The sequence below is a fragment of the Paenibacillus sp. PK1-4R genome (assembly GCF_030369595.1).
Classification (GTDB): Bacteria; Bacillota; Bacilli; order Paenibacillales; family Paenibacillaceae; genus Paenibacillus.
The window spans coordinates 4064230-4086320 of record NZ_CP126535.1 but is presented as its reverse complement, the minus strand read 5'-3'; the positions used below and the strand labels follow the sequence as shown (position 1 = coordinate 4086320).

Annotated in this window: 23 protein-coding genes and 1 riboswitch; all 23 genes read left to right on the top strand. The window is 45.9% G+C overall.

Features of this window, described 5'->3' with window-relative positions:
- Positions 1-315 precede the first annotated feature (315 nt).
- The 23 genes from nucF to QNO02_RS17565 all read left to right on the top strand — a co-directional run bounded on the left by nucF (position 316) and on the right by QNO02_RS17565 (position 22008).
- The gene (gene nucF / locus QNO02_RS17675; protein WP_289389520.1) at positions 316-1125 is read left to right on the top strand and encodes a 5' nucleotidase NucF; all 810 of its coding nucleotides are present in this window, start codon (positions 316-318) and stop codon (positions 1123-1125) included.
- Positions 1126-1131: 6 nt separating this feature from the next.
- A complete protein-coding gene (locus tag QNO02_RS17670; RefSeq protein ID WP_091029323.1) occupies positions 1132-1953 on the top strand; it encodes an Fpg/Nei family DNA glycosylase in 822 nt (273 codons plus the stop codon).
- Positions 1943-2791: a deoxyribonuclease IV gene (locus QNO02_RS17665; protein ID WP_289389519.1), complete on the top strand. Its 849-nt coding sequence runs from the start codon at positions 1943-1945 to the stop codon at positions 2789-2791. Before QNO02_RS17670 ends, QNO02_RS17665 begins: the two co-directional genes overlap by 11 nt.
- A 19-nt stretch (positions 2792-2810) precedes the next feature.
- Positions 2811-3149 (top strand): cyclic-phosphate processing receiver domain-containing protein, encoded by a 339-nt coding sequence (locus tag QNO02_RS17660; protein ID WP_091029331.1) that lies wholly within the window; start codon positions 2811-2813, stop codon positions 3147-3149.
- Entirely contained in the window at positions 3149-3466 is a 318-nt protein-coding gene (locus QNO02_RS17655; protein WP_062834898.1) for a thioredoxin family protein, read from the top strand. The genes QNO02_RS17660 and QNO02_RS17655 overlap by 1 nt, the downstream gene beginning before the upstream one ends.
- Positions 3467-3468: 2 nt before the next feature.
- Positions 3469-4242 carry an ABC transporter ATP-binding protein gene (locus tag QNO02_RS17650; RefSeq protein WP_289392813.1) on the top strand — a complete coding sequence of 258 codons (774 nt, stop codon included), beginning with the start codon at positions 3469-3471 and terminating at the stop codon, positions 4240-4242.
- Between the two features lie 6 nt (positions 4243-4248).
- Entirely contained in the window at positions 4249-5298 is a 1050-nt protein-coding gene (locus QNO02_RS17645; RefSeq protein WP_091029333.1) for an SAM-dependent methyltransferase, read from the top strand.
- 228 nt (positions 5299-5526) lie between these two features.
- On the top strand, positions 5527-7005 hold the full coding sequence (locus QNO02_RS17640) for a serine/threonine protein kinase (protein WP_289389518.1): 1479 nt from the start codon (positions 5527-5529) through the stop codon (positions 7003-7005).
- A gap of 26 nt (positions 7006-7031) precedes the next feature.
- Complete coding sequence (locus QNO02_RS17635) at positions 7032-8051, top strand: SAF domain-containing protein (RefSeq protein WP_249912401.1); 1020 nt, start codon at positions 7032-7034, stop codon at positions 8049-8051.
- Between the two features lie 76 nt (positions 8052-8127).
- Complete coding sequence (locus QNO02_RS17630; RefSeq protein ID WP_289389517.1) at positions 8128-8841, top strand: hypothetical protein; 714 nt, start codon at positions 8128-8130, stop codon at positions 8839-8841.
- Positions 8838-9668, top strand: coding sequence for a CpaE/TadZ family protein (locus tag QNO02_RS17625; protein WP_289389516.1), 831 nt, complete (start codon positions 8838-8840; stop codon positions 9666-9668). The genes QNO02_RS17630 and QNO02_RS17625 overlap by 4 nt, the downstream gene beginning before the upstream one ends.
- Before the next feature lie 7 nt (positions 9669-9675).
- Positions 9676-11502, top strand: a complete 1827-nt coding sequence (locus QNO02_RS17620; RefSeq protein WP_289389515.1) for a P-loop NTPase family protein — start codon at positions 9676-9678, stop codon at positions 11500-11502.
- Positions 11492-13558 (top strand): hypothetical protein, encoded by a 2067-nt coding sequence (locus QNO02_RS17615; protein WP_289389514.1) that lies wholly within the window; start codon positions 11492-11494, stop codon positions 13556-13558. Before QNO02_RS17620 ends, QNO02_RS17615 begins: the two co-directional genes overlap by 11 nt.
- Before the next feature lie 62 nt (positions 13559-13620).
- Positions 13621-14106 (top strand): hypothetical protein, encoded by a 486-nt coding sequence (locus QNO02_RS17610; protein ID WP_062834890.1) that lies wholly within the window; start codon positions 13621-13623, stop codon positions 14104-14106.
- A 16-nt stretch (positions 14107-14122) separates the two neighbouring features.
- Positions 14123-14521: a hypothetical protein gene (locus QNO02_RS17605; RefSeq protein ID WP_289389513.1), complete on the top strand. Its 399-nt coding sequence runs from the start codon at positions 14123-14125 to the stop codon at positions 14519-14521.
- Complete coding sequence (locus QNO02_RS17600; RefSeq protein ID WP_289389512.1) at positions 14518-15069, top strand: hypothetical protein; 552 nt, start codon at positions 14518-14520, stop codon at positions 15067-15069. The genes QNO02_RS17605 and QNO02_RS17600 overlap by 4 nt, the downstream gene beginning before the upstream one ends.
- The gene (locus QNO02_RS17595; protein ID WP_091029352.1) at positions 15056-16039 is read left to right on the top strand and encodes a hypothetical protein; all 984 of its coding nucleotides are present in this window, start codon (positions 15056-15058) and stop codon (positions 16037-16039) included. The genes QNO02_RS17600 and QNO02_RS17595 overlap by 14 nt, the downstream gene beginning before the upstream one ends.
- A gap of 138 nt (positions 16040-16177) precedes the next feature.
- The gene (locus QNO02_RS17590; protein ID WP_133385194.1) at positions 16178-17728 is read left to right on the top strand and encodes an ABC-F family ATP-binding cassette domain-containing protein; all 1551 of its coding nucleotides are present in this window, start codon (positions 16178-16180) and stop codon (positions 17726-17728) included.
- 75 nt (positions 17729-17803) lie between these two features.
- Positions 17804-17913: riboswitch (TPP riboswitch) on the top strand.
- A 193-nt stretch (positions 17914-18106) separates the two neighbouring features.
- Positions 18107-18802, top strand: a complete 696-nt coding sequence (locus QNO02_RS17585) for a thiamine phosphate synthase (protein ID WP_133385193.1) — start codon at positions 18107-18109, stop codon at positions 18800-18802.
- Positions 18803-18819: 17 nt separating this feature from the next.
- Positions 18820-19992 (top strand): glycine oxidase ThiO, encoded by a 1173-nt coding sequence (gene thiO, locus QNO02_RS17580; RefSeq protein ID WP_165980203.1) that lies wholly within the window; start codon positions 18820-18822, stop codon positions 19990-19992.
- On the top strand, positions 19989-20192 hold the full coding sequence (gene thiS / locus QNO02_RS17575; RefSeq protein ID WP_133385191.1) for a sulfur carrier protein ThiS: 204 nt from the start codon (positions 19989-19991) through the stop codon (positions 20190-20192). Before thiO ends, thiS begins: the two co-directional genes overlap by 4 nt.
- A 2-nt stretch (positions 20193-20194) precedes the next feature.
- Positions 20195-20962 carry a thiazole synthase gene (locus QNO02_RS17570; protein ID WP_289392812.1) on the top strand — a complete coding sequence of 256 codons (768 nt, stop codon included), beginning with the start codon at positions 20195-20197 and terminating at the stop codon, positions 20960-20962.
- Positions 20959-22008, top strand: a complete 1050-nt coding sequence (locus tag QNO02_RS17565; protein WP_289389511.1) for a ThiF family adenylyltransferase — start codon at positions 20959-20961, stop codon at positions 22006-22008. Before QNO02_RS17570 ends, QNO02_RS17565 begins: the two co-directional genes overlap by 4 nt.
- Positions 22009-22091: the final 83 nt, after the last annotated feature.

Here is a 22091-nt window from a genome sequence, read left to right as displayed (position 1 = left end):
AGATCCGGGTAATTGCACGGGACTGAGGGAGAGGAACTCCCGCGGTCCCTTTTGCAATCTGGTCAGAAAGCGTGTAGGATGGGCAATATGAAGAGGGAAATGATTCAAATTATTTTCCGGGAAAGCGCAGGAAATGACAAGCTTGTACAGAAGACGCGCGAGTTAAACCGTCGGTGTTCGATCCGGTTCGACTTGTTGCGTGCATATGTCAGCAAGCCATTATTTTTTGCCTGAATACATAGGTTCGCGGTCAAGTTCGAGGTAAATGATTAAGGACATGAAATGTTAATGGAATGAAGAAAGGAAGTGCTGTGTGTGATTAAGGCCTATCTGATTGACTTGGATGGTACGCTCTATCATGGCAGACATCGTATCGAAGGAGCCGATCAGCTTATTCGAACACTGCAAGAGCTAGGAAAGCCGTATTTATTCGTAACAAATAATTCTTCCCGTACACCACAAGGTGTGGCAGATCATCTGAACGGGATGGGCATACCTGCCGACGCGTCTGAAGTATGTACTTCTGCTGTGGCGGCTGCTGAATATGTTGCTGAAGAGTCCCCTGGTGCAAAAGTGGCATGTATTGGAGAAGCAGGACTGCTGGAAGCCATTGAAAAAGGAGGACTACAGCTGACGGAAGATGCACCAGATTACGTGATACAGGGGATTGATCGTGAATTTTCCTACCATAAACTGACCAAGGCGCTAAGGTGGATTAATGCGGGATCAAAATTCATCATGACCAACCCGGATCTGCAGCTTCCTTCCGATGATGGACTGACACCTGGGGCGGGGACTATTGGAGCAGCAATTGAAGCAGCAACCGGAGTTCATCCTACCGTTATTGGCAAGCCATCGAGTGTTATAATGAAGTCGGCCATTAGCCGGCTAAACCTGGCGTCTCATGAAGTGGCAGTGATCGGAGATAATATGCGAACCGATATTGCAGCTGGAGTGGCAGCAGGGTGTGAGACGCTGTTGGTACTTACCGGTGTGACCACACGGGATAATATGGATGGACACATTCAAGCAGCCAAGGCTCGACCTGATCATGTGTTTGAAGATTTGCATAAATTGATGGAGTGGCTGTCGCAAGAGGCAGACCAAGCTTCCAAAAAGGGGTAATGTACGATGCCGGAACTACCGGAAATGGAAAATTACCGGACCTTGCTGTCCGAGAAAATACTTGATCTACTGATTACAGGTGTTGTAATTAACCGCGATAAAACGATAAATACGGAGCCTGATCTGTTCATCAATGAACTTACAGGTAATCGCATCATATTTGTTGAGCGCCGAGCGAAGCATCTGATTTTCCACTTGGCTAATGGCAAACGTCTGGTGCTGCATCTCATGTTGGGCGGTATGATTTTCTGGGGCACGGAAGAGGAACGCCCTGATCGTTCCACACAAGTGGAAATCCAGTTTGGCGATCACATTTTATTCTTTATTGGACTGCGCTTGGGTTATTTACATCTGCTTACTTCGAAAGAAACCGAAGAGGCGATGTCTGATCTTGGACCTGAACCATTGGATCGACGGATGAACGTGGAACGTTTTGCTTCTCTGTTGAAAGGTCGCCGGGGTACACTTAAGACAACGTTGGTAAACCAGCATATCATTGCAGGGATTGGCAACTGTTATTCGGATGAGATTGCTTTTGCTGCTGGTCTGAGACCAAGCTCCAAAACGCAGAACATCGCGACTTCACCTGAGCTGACGGAGCGCTTGTTCCATTCGATGCAGTCTGTGTTGCGTGAAGCGGCTTCTGAGGGTGGTTATATGGAAATGCCACTGATGCAAGGCGATACGAAGACAGGAAGTTTTGACGAGCAATGTCGAGTGTACGATCGGGAAGGCGAGACTTGTCCGCGCTGCGGGGGAACAATTGAACGAGTGGAAATTACGGGCAAGAAGGCGTTCTTCTGTCCGAAATGCCAGCATGAGGCCTAAAACCGGTATCGGGGCACATGTTAGCACCAGAGGTGGATTTCTTCAGGCAGCCAAGAGAGCGTATGAGATGGGGGCAACGGCGTTTCAGTATTTTCCGAAAAACCCGCGCAGTCTCAGCCTGAAAAGTCTGGATCTTAAGGATGCTGAGCAGTGCAGGGATTGGTGTGAACAGCATGGACTGGCTTCGATTGCACATTCACCCTATCCTACGAATCCGGCGTTGGGCGTGACCCGTGGAGAGGCGGGGTTTCATGCTACAATAGCTTCTATTCGTAATGATCTTGAAATTTCGAATGCTTGCGGTTCTGTTGGGACGGTGGTCCATTTTGGACATATCAAAACAAACGATCCGCTGGAGGGTTATCAGAACCTCATTCATTGTCTGGATACTGCCTTGGAGAATTGGAATGGACATTCAAAGGTGCTGATTGAAAATCAGGCAGGTGATCATGGCCCGATGGGCACGACAATGGAAGAAATGATACAGATTCGCAAATTAAGCCGATATCCGGAGCATATTGCTTTTTGTTTTGACACATGCCATGCTTTTGCTTCAGGTATGTGGGCGTCAGGCAACGAAGCTGCGATACTTGATAAGGGCAGGAAGCTCGGATACTGGGATAATGTTGCTGCTGTACATTTTAATGATTCCAAATATGCGTCTGGTTCGTGTAAGGATAGACATGCGAGAATCGGACAGGGATATATCGGAAATGAATCAATGAAAGCATTGTTAACTGCGCCTGAGTTCCAAAAAGCGGTTGTTGTGCTTGAAACAGAAACGGGCGAAGATGGAACGCACCGTGATGATATAGTGCTCATGCGTTCCTGGTTATAGTGGGGAGAGGAGCGATTGTATGCATGTTTTTTTGGATGACTATCGGGCATGTCCGAAAGGGTTTGTTCTGGCAACGAATGCAGAAGAGTGCCTGATGCTGCTAAGAGAAGGTGACGTGGACATTTTGTCTCTGGATTATGAGCTTGGTCCGGATTCGCCTAATGGCGGAGAGGTTGCGGCATCCATTGTACGAGAAGGTTTATTTCCGCGTGAGATCTATTTGCATACGTCCAGTATGTTTGGGAAACGCCAGATGTACGAGATGTTATATAGCAATAAACCGGATTCGGTAACCATTCATAATGGTCCAATGACGGGTGAGGTCATGCTGCGTGTTGCTGCGGGAGAAGAACGTTAATGAAGCCAATTACATCCAAAATGTTAATGCGCGGCGTATGGGAAGGCATGCCACAGGCTGTATTTATATATACCCCTTTATGTGGGACATGTGCGGCAGCACGGCGTATGTTGGAGGTAGTGGAGCACATGCTGCCAGAAGGTATTTTATCCGAAATGAACATCCATGACATTCCTGAACTTGTGCAACAATTTCAAATTTCAAGCGTACCAGCAGTGATGCTGTTTGATGGCCAGCAAGATGTTCCAAAAATGGTTTATCGGATGAGCTCTGTGGAGCATTTACTCTCGGAGATCCGGAAGGCGGTGCTGAAATGAGTATAATCTCGATGGAACATGTCTCACTTCGACGAGAAGAGAATCAAATCTTGGATGACGTACATTTGTGCATCGAACAAGGCGAACATTGGGTTATTCTGGGTCGGAATGGTTCTGGCAAAACAACGTTGCTGGAAATGATGAACGGATATATGTTTCCAAGCCAGGGACGCATTGAAGTACTCGATAATCTGTATGGACAATGTGACGTCAGGGAAGTACGTAAGGAAATCGGTTATATCAGCCAAACGTTGATTGAGAAACTCACACCCAGAGATCCGGTATGGGAGGTCGTCGCTACAGGAGCTTATGCTTTTTTGCGTTTTTATCAGACAATTCCTGATGAAGTAAAAGCAAAGGCAATGAGTTTGTTAGATGACATGGGCTTTGCCAACTTGGCCAACAACCCGCTTGGAACGTTATCCCAAGGGGAGCGTAAAAAAGTCATGCTTGCTCGTTCATTAATGGCTGAGCCAAAATTGCTGATTATGGACGAGCCTTGTGCCGGACTAGACTTATATGAACGTGAGAAAATGCTGGCTGAGATTGATCGTCTGCGCCAGCGTAACATTACAGTTGTGTATGTAACACATCATGTTGAAGAGATCGTACCTTTATTTACGCATGTGGCCTTGATCCGCGATGGACGTATTGCGGCAGCTGGCCCCAAGCATGAAGTTTTGACACAAGATACAATTAAGCATACGTACGATGTGCCGGTCGATATCCAGTGGGATAATGGTCGTCCGTGGATACGCGTACGTTCTGGAGGGTAACACAATTTGAGTACACAATCGTCTTGGGAAGAAGGCAACTTCTCCCGTTTTATCTGCACGGCCAATCATGGCTTTGCCCCTTATGCTCAGGAAGAGTTGCGTCGTACGTTTGGTGCGGTGAAGAGCACGGTACTCGTACCAGGAGAAATATTGCTTGCGGGTCTGCCTGTAGCGGAGGAAGAAGTTGCAGATAAGCTGTGGGCAGAGTATCCAACGTTTTTACGTCATATTCAACCTGTTCAGTTTCAGGAGAATACAGAAGATTCGGAACAATCTATCGAGAAATTGATTGCATTTGTGCTGAATCATAAGGAACTGACTGGTACCCCTGTCGTGCTGCAGGTACGGAAGACAGAAGGGTCCTTTTGGCAAGAAAATGCGGCCTCATTGAAGCAATTGCTGACAGAAAAGCTGGATGAACTAGGCTGTGAATGGGTTGTACGTGATGCTGAATATGTCATTTCCGTATTTGCTGCGAATGATATGTTGTATGCTGGCGTATCCAGACCTGAACAGAACCTGTCAGACTGGAGCGGGGGAGCCGTACGTTTTCAAAAAGAAGATGGACAGATTTCGCGTGCTAAGTTCAAATTGCTTGAAGCCGAGCAGACGTTTGGCATTGACTTTACTTCATTTCATAAAGCACTTGATATCGGTGCAGCACCAGGTGGATGGACCTCGTTCCTGCTTGAACGTGGGCTTGAAGTTACGGCGGTAGATCCGGCGAAGATGGATGCAACGCTGCTGGCATCACCAAAACTGACTTTCTTGAAGAAAAACGCAGGGGATGTTCGTTTCCGCGAAGGAGAATTCGACCTGCTCGTATGTGATATGAGTTGGAGTCCCAAGCTGATGAGCCGACTTGTATCAGACCTTCTATATAGTCTGCAACCCGGGGGAACAGCGATTGTTACCGTGAAGTTATTGCATAAAAAGCCGCTCGCACTCATTAAAGATGTGATTGATACGTTTGAGCGTTCGCGGATGCAGATTCAACGTTCCAAGCAGTTGTTCCATAACCGGGAAGAGATTACACTTTATATGGTCAAATATTAAGAGATCTAGCCTTGATTAAAGCAGCTAAAGGCATTATGAAATTGATTCGATTAAGCTCATTAAATTTTGTGCTTTACAATCTATTCCTGCCTGTACTATAATGATACCAATATTAACCATAACAAACCTGAGGGAAAGCATCCCGAAGTGAACGAAACCGGATATCCGGTCTGTTCTACTTCGGTGAAGCTTTCCCTTTTTTTGTTGTGTAATGAAGGAGGAATTGATATGAGACATCCGGCCAGGCTGGAACGCGGAAGCCTGCTGGGAGGTAGATATCGTATCGTATCCATTCTGGGAACAGGCGGAATGAGCCATGTATACGAGGCGGAGGATCTCAAGTTGCCGGGCAAGATATGGGCAATTAAAGAAAGCGTAACGATTATGCCATATGAAGGCAGTATGGAGACGGAGGCCGCTCTTCTGACATCACTTCGCCATCCAAGATTGCCGCAAATTGTTGATTTTTTTGTCCCGGATGAAGATGGGTACACGTACTTGGTGATGGAATACATCGACGGGTTAACGCTCAGTGAGTATTTCAAGCAGTGTCGTGGGAAGATCCCGATGGAGCAGTTGACGGAGCTTGTACTTCAATTGCTCGATGTGTTGAGTTATTTGCATAATCTGAATCCACCTGTGATCTATAGGGATCTGAAACCATCTAACATCATGATTACTCCGGAACATGAAGTAAGATTAATTGATTTTGGCATCGCCAGAAGTTACAAACCGCAAAGTGCCGAAGATACCGTTAAGTTGGGAACCGCTGGTTTCGCCGCTCCAGAACAATATGGCTCGGGTCAGACCGATGCGCGTTCAGATCTATATGGACTCGGAGCATTGCTGCTGTATCTTATGACAAGTGGGGCCTATACGGAATGGATTCAGGGTGTGGAAAGTTCTATCCGGAGCGATGTTCCACGGACGTACATCCCTGTGGCAAGAAGATTGTTAAGATATAATGCCGAGGAGCGATTCCAATCTGCCGATGAGGTGCGAAAGGAACTGCTCCGAATACCCGGTGGAATAACGCCTGGTGGAGATGCAACCATGACCTTGAATGGCGGAACAAGAGTTATTGCCTTGACTGGTGCTTCATCTGGTGTAGGGGTTACCCACACGGCTATAGCTATCAGTCATTATCTCGAAAGGCAAAACTTCAAAGTAGCTGTGATTGAAATGTCACCTCGCTCTCAATCCTTTGCAAGAATTCAACAAATCGCTCAAGCGGGTAAACCGGTGCCAGCAGGCAGACAGTTTGCAGTGGATGGTGTGCATTATTGGAAACAATCCGGGCGAGCGGATATTTTGTCTTTGCTTGGGGGGAGTTATCAATTCATCGTGATGGATCTCGGTAGTGGTCAGGACCAGAACCGGCTGGAAGAATTCCTGCGTGCAGATCTGCCGATTGTGATAGGCTCAGGTGCCGAATGGCGACAGGCGGAGATTGGCGCTTTTGTTCGATCACATCATCGGTATCCACAAGAGAAATGGATATATTGTCTGCCTCTGGCAGCAAGTGAAGCAGTTCAGCGCATTCGTAAAGCTCTGGATACATCGAGTGTATATGGTCTGCCGTTACATATTGATCCTTTTGACAAGGATGGACAGATGGATAAAGTGTTTTCTCATATTTTAACGCATATGATGGCACAACAACCCAAGAAACGGTCATTCTTTTCACGAAGGAAAGTACATGATTAGAAGAGATTACGAAAGGAGAGCCTCTTTTGTCTAAATTAAGAAAACAAAGCCGTCAACTGATCTATGCCGGACTTATCGGAGCAGGAGCTGTAGGGTTGGTGTTCGGAGGATATGTTATCTACAATGTCAAAACGATGGGGGATGTCAGGTCAGCCGTAGAAGCCCGGTATTTATCGGCATATGAGGAAAAGGAAGCTGAATTAAAGCAACAATGGGATTCGGGAGCACAAGGATGGGTTACGATTCGGGATATTGAAGCAGGTGAACCGATATTACCGGAGGATCTGAAGCTCATTGCTGTTCCGGATGCACAAGCACCGCGAAATCTCTGGTCCAGTACCAAGCAGATGGAAGGCCAAGTGGCCAAAATAGAGTTGAAAAAAGGAACAGCCATTACCACCGAGATGGTGTATGAGGATGCACCGGCTCCGCCCGATTTAAGAAATCGAGAGCTGCAAGTTGTATTACTGCCGTCCTCACTTGTTAAGGGAGATATTATTGATGTTCGTATCCAATTCCCTACCGGACAAGACTATGTTCTTTTATCGAAGAAGAAAGTGGAACGACTCAATGCAGCTACCTTATGGATTACGATGACGGAGGAAGAGATTCTGTCACTCTCAAGTGCAATTGTAGATGCCTATTTACATAAAGCTTCAATCTATGCCTTAACCTATGTAGAACCACAGTTTCAGACACCTGCAATCGCGACGTATCCTGCCAATTCAGAAGTGTTAAAACTGCTGGAGAGTGATCCAAATATTGTTCGACGAGCCGAACAGGAGTTATCCAGACAGGTGCGAAGTTCGCTTGAAAGTTCACTGGCCGCCTCCGTGACAGCACCGTCAAAAGGAGTGGAACAGGATGTGGCACAATCCTCAGTTACCTATAACAGTCGTCCATCAGCCAATAATCCGGCAACGTCGGATGGAGTGATGTGGAATGATGGTTCAGGAAACGGGGCAGGAGCTAATTCTGGAAGCGTAAATAATCCTGCTGAAGCTTCACAAACAGAACAGCAGAGTTTGCTAACGGGTGGAGAGTAGAGATTAATCTAAGGTTTTCACATTAAAATAATTCAGATAACAGAGGTTTAAAGAAATAGAAAGGGGTGTAACATCTATGCATACATGGATCTTTGCGGGTTTATGTGAGAAGAATGATCTGATGTTGTATCTTTGCAAGATACTGGCTTCGACAGGCAACAAGGTCTTGCTCGTAGATGGAACCTTACAACAGAAGTATGGGTACGGTGTAGGTGACAGTCAGCAGTCTTTGCGAATTACGGAATTTGAAGGATTTGATATCGCTTGTCATTTTGTCACTTCAGCAGCTGTAGAGAATCATCTTGAAGTAAATGGAGAGCGATTGGACAGTTATGACTATGTGTTATATGACATGGAGACCTCACACTTTGCTTCCCGTAGTCTCTGGCTAACCGCTGATGTAAGAGTCTGGGTGAGTGATTATGAGCGTTACAATCTGGAACGTGGCAAGGGATGGTTGAAGCGGTTGCTTGAAGAACAATCATTGCCTGGTGAGCTGTCATTTCAAAGGCTCTTCATTAACGGGGTTGACTGCAAGCTTGAAGCTCGTTATCTGTGGGCGTATCTGGAGGGGAGTCCGTTTGTGTGGACAGGAGAATCCATAGTGCTTCCATGGGATGAGTTAACAGCGGCGGTTAAGCTTGAGAATGAGCATCATCGCCGAGTTCACCTGGGACCTTTGCCACGAAATTACAAAAAATCGTTGTGTCGTGTGGTCGAGCAGTTAACGGGTTGGGAAAGTGTTCGTAGTCGCCGTGCGATGAAAGAAGCAGAGAGGATGAGAGCATGAGCACCATTACCTTTTGGAGCCCTTTTGCAGGAACAGGTTGCACTTCAAGCACATTAATTAGTGCTTATGCGATGGCACTTCACTACAGGACAAGAGTGTTACTTGTTAATGCAGGCCTTGCCGGAACTGGCACAGAAGCTGCTCTACCGTCCAAAGATACGGATTCAGCTGATTTTATGTTCTCCTTCGAAGAGGGTGGCTGGGATGCGATTGAACGGCTGCATTCGAGCGGAAGTCTGAATAAGCATAATCTCAGGGATTATACCAAGCCACTTCTGAAGGAAAGACTTGATTTCCTAACCGGAAGAATGGATGAGATGGAACGTTCCCCACAGGAACATGGTGAGACTGTGAAAAAGCTGCTAAATGTAGCTAACGAGTATTATGATCTGGTTCTTCTGGATGCGGATCATGCTGGTGTCGATTCACAGCTCAAGCTGCAACAGGCGGACTATGTTGTAATTAATCTCGATCAAAATATGCGAAATCTGGAGTTGTTCTTTGAAGAGATCCTGCCAGAACGAATGAACAATAAGAATATACATGTTGTCATTAACAAATACGATTTGCATTCCCGTGCAACGCTTTCCAATATTCGGCGCCAGTTCAAATACAAAGGCACGATATCTGCGATCCCGTACACAACCGGATACCTGGATGCAATGAATCGCCGAGATGTAGCTAGATACTTGCAGTTGGAAAGTTTGACTGAGGATAAGGATATTCGTAAAGGGAGCTTTGCTGCAAGCATGAGCGAACTCGCTCGCCTGATTATGGACGGTGCAGGTATGCGCACAGTTCTGAAGAGGCTGGAAAGGGGAGCCTGAACCTCCGATGCTCTGGAATACCATATGGATAAGTTTAATTTTGATTCTGTGCCTGACTTATATCTGGTTCAAGTATAGAACGCTTCTGCGTGAAAAGAATGCTCGTGTTCCTGAACAGGAATCATTCACGATTGACATGTTGATTGAGAAGGTGAAGAACTCACTTCATGAGCTTAGTCATAGTCAGCTCGCGGATGCGGGTCTGCATGAAGAAGAATATCGTCGAAGAATCAATCAACGTGCCGAGATGAGAAAAGCACTGAAGGGCTGTGTCTCAGGCAGTATCAGCGACAAAACGTATGTCAAAAATCTGATAGGGGATTTGCTGACCCGAAGCATAGGGCTGAACAAATCAAATGTAGATGAAATTATTTTGTTTGCAGAACCAGATTTGTTGACGATCCAGGACCGATTCGAAATTGTGTTTTATCTGTACCGACAGCAGTTCGGTGTTGATGCACTCTCCCGCATGATTGATACCTACGATCTTGGCAGAATGAGGATGGAGGAAGGTACGGACGATGGAGGAAGTTATTATATCTCTGAGGAGGATATTCAGTATGTTTTCGAGTGCGAATATCGAGAGCTTGGATTCAGAGAAAAGACGGATATTATCGTTCAGCGTATCTATCAGCATTATAAAGGGTTCTCTGTTGTTGATGAGATAAGAGACCAACGTATTGACGGCGTTAGTGGTGGTGTTAGCGGTATGCTTGATGCTGTTCATAATATGGGACTTCAAAAACCGGCATCATGGAATGATTTGCTGGATCAAGGACTGGAGGATGATGAACATGAAGAACCGCTTAGCGGCATGGAAAGTGTCTGGATTTTCTATAAAGGTAAGTCCATTCATCTATCCTTTCTGTCATTTGGCAGCATCCGTGAACTGAAAAGGGTATGCCAGAATATATACAAATACAATTATCCCGGGCAGTTGTCGGAAGCAAGTGGATACAAGGTGAACGAGATGAAAGACGGCTCCCGTGTCGTTGTTGTTCGTCCTCCTTTTGCAGAATCATGGGCGTTCTTCGTCCGGAAGTTCGATATTCCGAATGCTTCACTTGAACAGTTGATTACGGGTAACAACGCAAATTTGCCAATAACACTGCTTCAATACCTGATGAAAGGAAGCCGGATCACAGCTGTAACCGGGGCCCAAGGTTCTGGTAAAACAACGTTGCTTATGGCTATGGTCAAACACATCTATGCATCGTACACCCTTCGGGTGCAGGAGATGGCGTTTGAACTTCAATTAAGACGGATCTACAGCCGACGTAATATTTTGAGTTTCCGAGAGACTGAACACATTTCAGGTCAACAAGGACTTGATTTGCAGAAAAAAACGGATGGTACCGTCAATATTCTCGGTGAGGTTGCGAGTGATGAGGTGGCCGCATGGATGATTCAAATGTCTCAGGTTGCCAGTCTGTTCACCCTGTTTACCCACCATGCCAAAACGTTTCGTGATCTGGTCTTCTCCCTCCGTAATTCCTTGCTCAAGACAGGTATGTTCCAGCATGAGCATATTGCTGAGGAGCAGGTTGTGAGTGTCATCAATTTCGATGTTCACATGAAAAAAGATGCTGAGGGACGAAGATATATCGAACGTATTACGGAATGTCTTCCTCGTGCGAATCAAGGTGATAGCGTGGAAGAGAGGGCAGGTTTTACATTTCGTAATGTTGTGGAGTACAGAAATGGAGAGTATATTGCAACAGCTCCAATTTCCTCTGGAAGCATGGTGGATATGCGAGACCAGATGACATTACAGGATGCCGAGAAATTTGAACAGTTTATGAAGCAACACTGGGGTGATCAGCATGACAATTAAATGGATTTTGCTCCTCGTATTAAGTATTTGTGCAGGAGGTTTGCTGATCACACTTCTGGTTCTAAGTATGTTACGTCACAGAGGAGGTGGTTCAGCAAGTCAGCCCGGCGTTATTCTTGCTCCTAGCGGGAAGGGACTCAAGGGAGTCGGATCAATCTTGTTGCAATCCTACCGTCTTGGAATGAAGGTCCCACTGTTATCAGCGTATATTTTACAGGTGCAGAAGCGTATTTCATTCCGTCATGTTGGGGATGAGCCTTCACTTCGCAGGCTGACGATGACAGTGGTTCTGATTATTCTTGGAGGTTATGGAGGCATTAGTGTCATTCTGTTTTTTCTACAGCCGGGCATCGCTTTTGTAATACTATCTGTGCTCTGTGCTGTGGTGTTAAACAGTCTGGTATTGGATATGTGCCTCAGTCGTATGGAAAAAAGGTTGCTGGTGCAGATGTTGGATCTCTTCGCAGATGTAAGGCATCGGTATCATCAGCATGGCATGGTTGAGGAAGCGCTATATGAGGCCGCTGAAGCAGGTACAGGAGAAGCAGCAGAACAAGTAAGACTGATCTACGAAGCTCTAACTTCTCCAGATCCGAATGAAGCACTTGAGCGTTATTATGAAGTGGCTCCCAACCGTTTTCTCAAAGGATTCGCCGGCGTTTCCTATATGGTCATGGAGTTTGGGGATAAGGACAGAGCCCAAGGCTCTATTTATCTTAAAGGACTGGGTAACCTGACTCAGGAGATTCATCTGGAGATTTTGCGGCGGGATAAATTGGATTACCTGCTCAAAGGACTTAATATCATCACGCTAGCTCCGGTATTGTTCACCGCTCCAATCGAACGCTGGGCCAGAGTCAGTTTTCCAACGATGGATGAATTTTACCGCAGCAAAATCGGTTTTGTTACCAAAATATCGATCTATGTCATCATCATCCTTGCTTATTTGCTTCTGCAAAGGCTCCAGCAATACGATGAAACTCGTTACCGGTCAGGGCATAAGCATTCATGGTTGGATCAGTTTCTGTACAAGCAAATCTTCATACGGAAATTGGCGATGTTGTTTGCAGCGAAACCTGGCAGTGCACAGTACAGTCAAACGATACGGCTCATGAGGGAGAGCAGCTCAGAGTTGAAATACGAATGGCTTGCCATTCGTCGAGTGATGTTATTCGCAGGTTGTTTGGTCCTTACAATGGTGTGCATCTTGCTGTTGCACCAGGTTGAACGTAATCATATCTTGTATGATCCAATCCGCGATGATCGAATGTTTGGTGCAATGGCTGAAGCGGATCTCAGGAAAGCTGAGGAAAAAACAGCGTTGGATCAATCCGTGTTGGAAAGTGTAGAAATGAACCGAGGAGTTACATACGAAGAAGTCTCCAAAGCGTTACAGCAGTTATCTCCAGTTCAGTTAGACCATGATACCCAGAATGAGACCATCACGCGCATTATGCAGAAACTTGAGGTGTATAACAAGCAATATGTACGCTGGTGGGAAATGATTATAGCCATTCTCATGGGTGTAGCAGGGTACTACATGCCCGTATGGCTTATGTTATTTCAGCGGAAAATGCGAAGGTTGGATATGCGACATGAAATCTATCAATTCCAGACAGTGATTTCCATTTTGCGTGAGATGGACCGGATGTCAGTCGAGGAGATATTGGAGTGGCTAAATCGATTTGCCGTCATTTTCAAGCGCCCGCTACAAAAATGTTTGTTGCATTTTGAACATGGGCCAGAGCTTGCACTTGAACAATTAAAGGAAGAGGCGGGCTTGCCCGAGTTCCAGCGACTGGTTGATAAATTACAGCTTGCGCTTGGCAAAATATCAATACGCGAAGCCTTCGATGATCTTGAGAGCATGATGGCATTCTATTTTGAACAACGTAAGCAGGAGTACAGCAAAATGATAGAAGTCAAAGCATCATGGGGGAGAACCATTGGATTTACACCTATGTACGCCCTTATCTTTTTGTATCTGGTTATTCCATTGGTCGGTATGAGTTTCTTGCAGATGAACATTTATTATGAGCAGATTCAGAAACTGTAGCACAATTCATCTGTGTGACAGTCTGAAATAGTTTAATAACTTATAACTTGGGAGGATTTATCATGAACAATGCATCAAGCGCTTTAAAGGTGGCAGCAGGGATTTTCTTAACAATCGCTTTGATCACAATTGTAGTTCTGTTGTTTATTTCGGCTCAGGAGGCAACCAAGACGGCCCAGAACAATTTTGCTGATATCCAAACCGAGTTGTCCCAGGCTGCATTTACGGTATATGACGGAACAACCATCAGTGGATCGCAGGTAACGAATGCGCTGCGTAAATATGCGGACAAGGATCAGTTCGGTATTCAAGTTATTACAGGTAAAAATAAAGCGGGTCAATGGTACGGCAATCAACTAAACATCTCACAGGATCTCAATAATGCGGACTACGGCTCGGTTATTGCACCCGACGATAAAGTGGGGATTATTAACCAGACCATGAGTGAAAAAGACAATCAATATGTAAATCCAAGTGGTAAATTCAAAGCCATTATCGTAAAAGACCGATCCAACGTGGTAAGAGGGCTGATCTTCCAGCAATCCTGACAGGAGTTGGTTTAACATGTCCCGGAATACACAGCATCTTATGTTGTTTTGTACGGCGGTTGTCCTGTTTGTGACAGCCTGCCTGTACGGGCAACAGAATGTTAAGATTTTATCAGCGGCCTTGAACGACAGAGTACAGACAACAGCAGGCATGGAAGGTCGGCTGACAACAACACTGCATACCACCAATCCGTCCCGGTATAGTGGTGCGGAAGTGTTGCATACCGTGAGACAGATGACAGGCACAGGCATTCCTGTAGAGGTAGACGGGACTTCCTATGTGATCGATCCACTTGTCAGCAAAACAGCGACTATTCCTGTCCAGCTCTATGTTACCTACAGACCAGAGTTTATACGAAATGAAACTGGAGAACTGCTCAAGATTGTTTTTTGGAAGGAGACCAGTGTGAATTGATTAATGCCGCATCCAAGCTGCTTGCCGTATTGCTCGCAGTCCTTCTGCTCTATGTGTACCCAACTGCTGAAACAGCTGATCGGCAGGATGATATAACACGTATGACGGCTGTTCAGAATGTAACACGTTTTGTTGATGCTGTCCGAACGAAAGGATATATTTCACCTCGAATGTTGGCTGAGTTTGAGGAGCAACTGGCCCAGACGGGCAATCTGTATGAGGTGTCGATGGAACATTTACATAAGAAATATGTACCTCATTATACAGACCCGATGGACAGTAACAGTTTTACCGGGACCTATGAGGTAGTGCAGGATGGATATTATGAAGCTCAGATTCGAGAAAGACTATTCCCATCCTCAGGTGTGATACCGGTTGATGATCCTGGCCGAAGATATACGTTGACGACAGGGGATTTTTTCACCGTGACGCTCCAAAATACAAATCGTACACCTTCCATGCTCATTCGTGAATGGTTGAGTGGCACGGCTCAGGCTTCAGCAGTATTTGTAACATACGGAGGTATGGTCCTCAATGAAGATTACTGAGCTATCCATTGTATTTGTGCTGATCTTCTTCCCGCTCTTCTGGATCATCTCACTCCATACCCAAGATGCCGAAGAGGCTCAATATCTTGGTCAACGATACAGATCTGCACTTCAAACCGCAGTCATGGATGCAGGTGCAGTCATGCATCAGAATGAGAAACAAAATGATGAAGCAGGTTATGATTCAACCAAATTTGTTAAAGCGGATAAAGAGCTTGCCTTGTTAACATTTACTCAGACGATGGCTTTGAATATGGGGATTCAGGATGATCCCGCAGCTATTCAAAACATGTTTAATTACATTCCTGCCGTGGTTATTCTGGATTATGATGGCTATTATATGTTGTCCACAGAAACAGAGATGACGGGTAACCGTGAAGATTCTTTCAGGCAAGTGTGGAGCCCCAAGAAACCTTATACATATTCAGATTCTAATGGTAACAGTATTAACTTTACACTGGACGACTACGTATATGCCTATGACGCAAACGCAGGGAAATGGATTGAAGGATTTCAAAAAGAACTGGCCTCAAGCACACAGATTCCTTTACTTCAGAATACCAGCGTATTTGAACAAGTTAGACTAAGCCGGATTGTGACTACTGTGCAGGATGATCTGGCTGATGTGATTAACCGCCATAATGAGTTTGCCAGAAAGAACGGTATTTCCTATACGTTCACGATGCCCCTGGTTGCGCAGGAAGATTGGTACAACTCCATTAACGATACAGGGATTATGGCCTTTATCCAAGGTATAGGTGTGGGTGACCAGAAGATCAACAATTATGCGATCGGTGGAGGCAGACTTGTGAAGAAAACGGCCATCGTAGGTGGGGTAGATCCTTTAACGGGTATCAGGTACTATTACCCCTCCACATGTGGTAATGGTTACCGTGCTGAAGAGGTGTTCACAGACGCAAGACAAGCAGCTGCGCAAGGCTATTTCGAATATAAATGCTCTAATCGTTAGGGTAGCCTGTATGACAAAATCATGTAAGAGGTTCTTGAACTGTTTACATTACTTTCAGAAAAGACGGGACCTGTGCTAGAATAGGGTTTCGGAACAATAACAAAAGTAATGTCTAATAGATAGGAGCAACCTCATCTTATGAGTTTATTGTCAGTAGAGAACGTAAGTCACAATTTTGGAGATCGCACGTTATTTAAAAATGTATCATTTCGTTTACTTGCCGGAGAGCGCGTAGGACTTGTTGGTGCCAATGGTGTGGGTAAATCCACATTAATGAACATCCTTACCGGTAAATTGCTTAAAGATAGTGGAAAAGTGGAATGGACACCTAAGGTCCGTTATGGATATCTGGATCAGCACACGAAGCTTACCCCAGGCAAAACCATTCGTGACGTGCTTAAGGATGCATTCCTTCCGTTGCTTGAATTGGAAAAAGAAATGATGAATATTACGGACCAGATGGCAGATGCAGATCCAGATAAGCTGGAGCAGTTGCTGGAAGAGATGGGCGATATTCAGGAACAACTGGAACAGGGCGACTTTTATCTGATTGACGTAAAAGTGGAAGAGATGGCCAATGGTCTTGGTTTGTCCGCAATTGGTCTTGATCGGGATGTCGCAGCTCTAAGTGGTGGACAACGTACCAAGGTGCTTCTTGCCAAGCTTCTGCTTGAGAAACCTACAGCTCTTTTGCTGGATGAGCCGACCAACTATCTGGATGTAGAGCACATTGAATGGCTGTCACGTTACCTGAAGGACTACCCGCACGCGTTTCTTTTAATCTCCCATGACACGGAATTCATGAATGAAGTCGTAAATGTCATTTATCATTTGGAATTTGCCAAATTAACGAGATATGCAGCGAACTATAACAAGTTCCTCGAGATGGCTGATATGAATAAAGCCCAGCATATTGATGCATACGAGAAACAGCAAGAGTACATCAAGAAGCAGGAAGATTTCATTCAGCGTAACAAGGCACGTGCTTCAACTTCAGGTCGAGCGAAGAGTCGGGAGAAACAGCTGGACAGAATTGAACGTATTGATCGCCCAGATGAAGCGGCCAAACCAACGTTCAAATTCAAGGATGCCCGTGCGAGCAGTAAAACGGTCTTTGAGGGTATTGATTTTGAAATTGGATATACGTATCCTTTGCTGCCTAAGATGACAATGACAATCGAACGTGGTGAGAAAATTGCCATCGTAGGTTGTAATGGTGTGGGTAAATCGACGCTGTTGAAAACCATCCTGGGAAAAATATCTCCACTCAGTGGAAAGACTTTCTTAGGAGATTACCTCGAAACAGCCTATTTTGAGCAGGAGGTTCGTGCTGGGAATATCACGCCGATTGAGGATGTCTGGAATGAATTTTCACATTTGACCCAAAATGAGGTCCGAGGTCATCTCGCTCGCTGCGGGTTGAAAAATGAGCACATTACTCGTCCACTTAATATGCTGAGTGGTGGAGAACAAGCCAAGGTTCGTTTATGCAAACTCTTGATGCGTGAAAGCAATTGGATTCTATTCGATGAGCCGACGAACCATCTGGATGTCACAGCCAAAGCGGAGTTGCAGCGTGCTTTGAAAGAATTCAAGGGAACGGTGTTACTGGTATCTCATGAACCTGATTTCTACGAGGGATGGGTCACCAAAACATGGAATGTCGAAGAATGGTCTGAGAAAAACTAAACGATTCAAGACAATGTTTAACAGAAATGACGGTGACAAAAAAAACCGTCTATGGTAACATAGGCTACAACTTCATATGAACACTAGGGGGGCCGCACGATGCGGCTGAGATGGAAGAATGCGATTCCGGACCCTTTGCACCTGATCTGGATCATACCAGCGTAGGGAAGTGGCGAGCGCGTTTCAGTGAATGACGTGAGCAAACGGCAATTCGAAAGAATTCAACCGTCTTGCTTAGTAAATTGAAACATGCAGTTGCGTGTATAACGTTATGGCTATAAGGTCTATAGCTTTATTGCACGAAATGAACTGTATGTATCAGTCAGTCATCTGGTCCTATAATTAATACGCAGCCACTCCCCTACGGGAGTGGCTTTTTTGTGTTTTCATAGCATTCAAGTCTGGAAGGAGATGAACAGTACGGTAATTTCTCATGAACATGTTCAAGAATCATTTGAATTGCATGTTGTATCTACGGGTGCAGGGGATCAGGCATCTTTTGTAAAAGCTGCAAAGGACGTTTGGCCTTTGGTGGACTATATTCACATACGAGAAAAACAACTCACATGGCAAGACAAGATCGGTTGGGCTCAAAGTCTGCGTAGCGTTGGCATTCCATCTTGCCGCATTGTTATCAATAGTTCAGAACTTCCTCCACAGAATGACATTTATGGCGGTGTACATTGGGGGCAAGATGCGATACGAAATTATAACCCTGCTGTTATAAGCAATGTGCAGCGCCTTCGTCTGGGTGTATCTGTTCATTCAATCGATGAGGCAAAAATCGCTGAAGAACGGGGAGCCGATTATCTTTTCTTCGGGCATGTCTACTCAACCAACAGTAAGCCTGATCTTGACCCCAGAGGATTACATGCTCTTGCTGAAGTGTGCAGGCGTGTCTCCATTCCTGTCATGGCGATTGGGGGCATCGAACCGGGAAACATTCAAGCTATTCGCTCTGCAGGGGCACAGGGAGTCGCCGTGATCTCGAATGTATGGGCGAGCGAGTCACCGGATCGGGCGGCTGCATTATTAAGGCAGGCTATCGTTGCTACAGAAAGTCTGAGTCCCTGAATCAAGGAGATGAGAGGATGAAAGAGATCGTTATTGATAAACCAGATAAGTTTCATGCAGAAACGATTATTGTAGGTGGAGGCGTTGTTGGTTGTGCTATCGCTTATGAGCTTGCTTCCCGTGGACAGGATGTGCTGTTGCTGGAGCGTTCGGCGATTGCAGGAGGCACTTCTTGCGCGGCGGCTGGAATGCTGGCGGCAGACAGTGAGGATTTTGCTCATCCTTTGATGGCTAAGCTTGCCAGACAGAGTAGACAGTTACTTATCGAGCAACAGGTGCTAATGGCTACACTCAGTGAGGTAGAGACTGGCCTGCAACGCCAGGGATTCCTAACTCCTTTTCGTTCATACAGAGAATTAAGTAGTTATAAGGACAATCGGAAGTCTGCGTTGTCTGCTTCTGCTGATGAGGTATGGTGGGATCGTTCCGTTGTGCAACAGGAGGCATCATGGCTTAACAGAGATACGTATGGAGCCTACTACAGACCTTACGAGAGTGAGATTCTTCCAGTCCATCTAACGAAGGCATATGCTGAATCCGCTCAAGCATTGGGAGCACGGGTTATGGAGGACATACAGGATATACGTGTGCAAGCAAACGAACTTGGCGTGCAGGGAATCACCACATCGATCGGTGAGATGAGATGCAAACATGTCATTATAGCGGCTGGATTACAGAGTGAAGAGTTGATGAGACATGTGAATCTGAGCATGCCTGTGTGGTCGGTAAAAGGAGAAATAGCCGCCGTTCAGTTCTCAGATGAACATGCAGGGTACAGACCTGACAGAACGGTGTATGCAGAGGATATCTATATTGTTCCCAAAGCCAATGGCGAAGTTTGGCTCGGGGCAACCAGTCTGCCAGGCAGAACGGATCTTAACGTTTCTGTACAGGGTGTCCAGAAGCTGCTAACAGCGGCTACCCACTGGGTACCTGGGATGAAAGAAGCACAATTTATGCGAGCGTGGGCAGGCGTAAGACCGGCAACTCCAGATGGACTGCCTTATATAGGTGCTTGCAAGAGTATACCAGGGCTGTTCGCCGCCTTTGGGCATTACCGCAACGGTATCTTGCTTAGTGCGATAACAGGCAGGCTTATCGCTGAGTTGCTCGCTGGCAAAAGCTCAGAAGAACTCGGAATTGAGGCGCTGAGTCCGGAGCGATTGAACAGAAAGGGAGTGGTGCAGTGAATATCATCGTTAATGGTCAACGGATGGAGATTGAAGACAGATTGAATCGTGTGGATAAACTGCTTAAATCTTTTGATCTGCAAGTCAAGACTGTAGTTGTAGAGCTGAACAAGCATATTTTAACCCGTGAGTATCATGAGTCAACGGCATTAAGAGAAGGCGATCGAATTGAGATTGTACATTTTGTAGGAGGCGGTTGATGATGTTGAATATTGGTAAATATACGTTTGAGTCCAGATTGTTGCTCGGAACAGGCAAGTTTTCGGATCTGGAAGTGCAAAGTCAGGCTGTGGAAGCATCTGAAACGGAAGTTTTAACCTTTGCTGTTCGTCGTCTGAATCTGGAGGAGCGCAACCAGAAGCATTTCCTGGATACATTGGATCTGGACAAATACACTCTTCTTCCGAATACGGCTGGAGCTTCCAATGCGGAAGAGGCGGTGCGAATTGCCGAGCTTGCGCGGGCTTCAGGACTTTGTGATATGATAAAAGTCGAAGTCATCGGAGATGGAATGACGTTACTCCCAGATCCGATTGAAACGTACAAGGCTTGCGAAATTTTGCTTGAAAAGGGCTTCACGGTATTGCCTTATATTTCGGATGATGTCATTCTGGCCAAAAGGCTACAATTGCTTGGCGTACATGCTGTAATGCCTGGCGCTTCTCCCATCGGAGCTGGCAGAGGCATCATCAATCCCTATAACCTTGAGATCATCATTGAGCAGGCCGTTGTACCTGTAATTGTGGATGCAGGATTGCGCTCCCCAAAAGATGCTGCTTATGCGATGGAACTTGGTGCAGATGGCGTATTGTTAAATACAGCCGTATCCGGATCAGGGGATCCAGTGAGCATGGCTAAAGCGATGCGATTGGGGGTAGAAGCAGGTAGATTGGCATATGAGGCAGGCATGATTCCCGTAAAGCGTTATGCAGCAGCCAGTAGTCCTGTGGAAGGAATGGTTCATACATGACAGATCAATTAACATCCTCAGAACAGGCGGTTCGTTATTCCAGACAGGAACGTTACGCGCCACTTGGCAAGGAAGGCCAGGCCAGATTAAAGGGCAGCAGAGTTTTAATTGTAGGCGCTGGCGCACTCGGAACAGGAATTGCAGAAACGTTAGTTCGTTCAGGAGTTGGACACTTAACAATTGTGGATCGTGATTATGTGGAGTGGAGTAACCTGCAGCGACAGCAATTATATGTAGAACAGGACGCGATTGAACGGATGCCGAAGGCGGTGGCAGCGGAAAAACGGTTATCTGCCATTAATTCCACGGTTCATGTGGAAGGGAAAGTGTTGGATGTCAGAGTAGATGAATTGGAAGAACTCGTTCAGCATACCGACTTGATCATGGATGCAACGGATAACTTTGATACACGATTACTCATTAACGATATGGCACAGAAACACCGTATTCCCTGGATTTATGGTGGATGCGTAGGTAGTTACGGCATCACCTATACGTTTATGCCTGGAGATACGCCATGTTTAAATTGTTTGCTGGGTGAAGTCCCTCTGGGTGGAGATACATGTGATACGTCTGGTATCATACCTCAAGCGGTACAGATGGTAACGGCAAATCAGACAGCAGAAGCGATGAAGTTACTTAGTGGCAATGCCAATGCATTGAGACGTAAGTTATTGTCATTTGACGTGTGGAGGAACGAATACATATCCATCAATGTGGATGGTGCGAAAAAGCAAGACTGTCCTTCCTGCGGCACTTCGGCAACATATCCATATCTTTCTGCGTCCAATCTGGAGAAAACCGATGTGTTATGTGGCAGGGACACCGTTCAGATCCGACCTGCACGGCGTATGAATCTGGATCTTCAACATACGGCGGAACGTCTGAACAGGCTTCAAGAAGGAAAAGTGGAATCCAATCCGTTTCTGGTTTCTTTTACAACAGGAGTCCATAGAATGGTTATTTTCCAAGATGGACGTGTCCTCGTACACGGAACAAAAGACACAGCTGAAGCACGTACGCTCGTCCATCGCTACTTTGGTTAAAGCAAGAAAGAAGCAAAGTCTGTTCCCTTGAGGGAATGGACTTTTTCATATTACGGCATGCTATCTGTACCAACCATTGCTGC

Excerpts from the sequence above, each read along its gene's own strand:
- QNO02_RS17670 (WP_091029323.1), top strand. The coding sequence starts at position 1,132 with ATGCCGGAACTACCGGAAATGGAAAATTACCGGACCTTGCTGTCCGAG.
- QNO02_RS17665 (WP_289389519.1), top strand. The coding sequence starts at position 1,943 with ATGAGGCCTAAAACCGGTATCGGGGCACATGTTAGCACCAGAGGTGGA.
- QNO02_RS17660 (WP_091029331.1), top strand. The coding sequence starts at position 2,811 with ATGCATGTTTTTTTGGATGACTATCGGGCATGTCCGAAAGGGTTTGTT.
- QNO02_RS17655 (WP_062834898.1), top strand. The coding sequence starts at position 3,149 with ATGAAGCCAATTACATCCAAAATGTTAATGCGCGGCGTATGGGAAGGC.
- QNO02_RS17640 (WP_289389518.1), top strand. The coding sequence starts at position 5,527 with ATGAGACATCCGGCCAGGCTGGAACGCGGAAGCCTGCTGGGAGGTAGA.
- QNO02_RS17630 (WP_289389517.1), top strand. The coding sequence starts at position 8,128 with ATGCATACATGGATCTTTGCGGGTTTATGTGAGAAGAATGATCTGATG.
- QNO02_RS17625 (WP_289389516.1), top strand. The coding sequence starts at position 8,838 with ATGAGCACCATTACCTTTTGGAGCCCTTTTGCAGGAACAGGTTGCACT.
- QNO02_RS17620 (WP_289389515.1), top strand. The coding sequence starts at position 9,676 with ATGCTCTGGAATACCATATGGATAAGTTTAATTTTGATTCTGTGCCTG.
- QNO02_RS17615 (WP_289389514.1), top strand. The coding sequence starts at position 11,492 with ATGACAATTAAATGGATTTTGCTCCTCGTATTAAGTATTTGTGCAGGA.
- QNO02_RS17610 (WP_062834890.1), top strand. The coding sequence starts at position 13,621 with ATGAACAATGCATCAAGCGCTTTAAAGGTGGCAGCAGGGATTTTCTTA.
- QNO02_RS17605 (WP_289389513.1), top strand. The coding sequence starts at position 14,123 with ATGTCCCGGAATACACAGCATCTTATGTTGTTTTGTACGGCGGTTGTC.
- QNO02_RS17595 (WP_091029352.1), top strand. The coding sequence starts at position 15,056 with ATGAAGATTACTGAGCTATCCATTGTATTTGTGCTGATCTTCTTCCCG.
- QNO02_RS17590 (WP_133385194.1), top strand. The coding sequence starts at position 16,178 with ATGAGTTTATTGTCAGTAGAGAACGTAAGTCACAATTTTGGAGATCGC.
- thiO (WP_165980203.1), top strand. The coding sequence starts at position 18,820 with ATGAAAGAGATCGTTATTGATAAACCAGATAAGTTTCATGCAGAAACG.
- QNO02_RS17570 (WP_289392812.1), top strand. The coding sequence starts at position 20,195 with ATGTTGAATATTGGTAAATATACGTTTGAGTCCAGATTGTTGCTCGGA.
- QNO02_RS17565 (WP_289389511.1), top strand. The coding sequence starts at position 20,959 with ATGACAGATCAATTAACATCCTCAGAACAGGCGGTTCGTTATTCCAGA.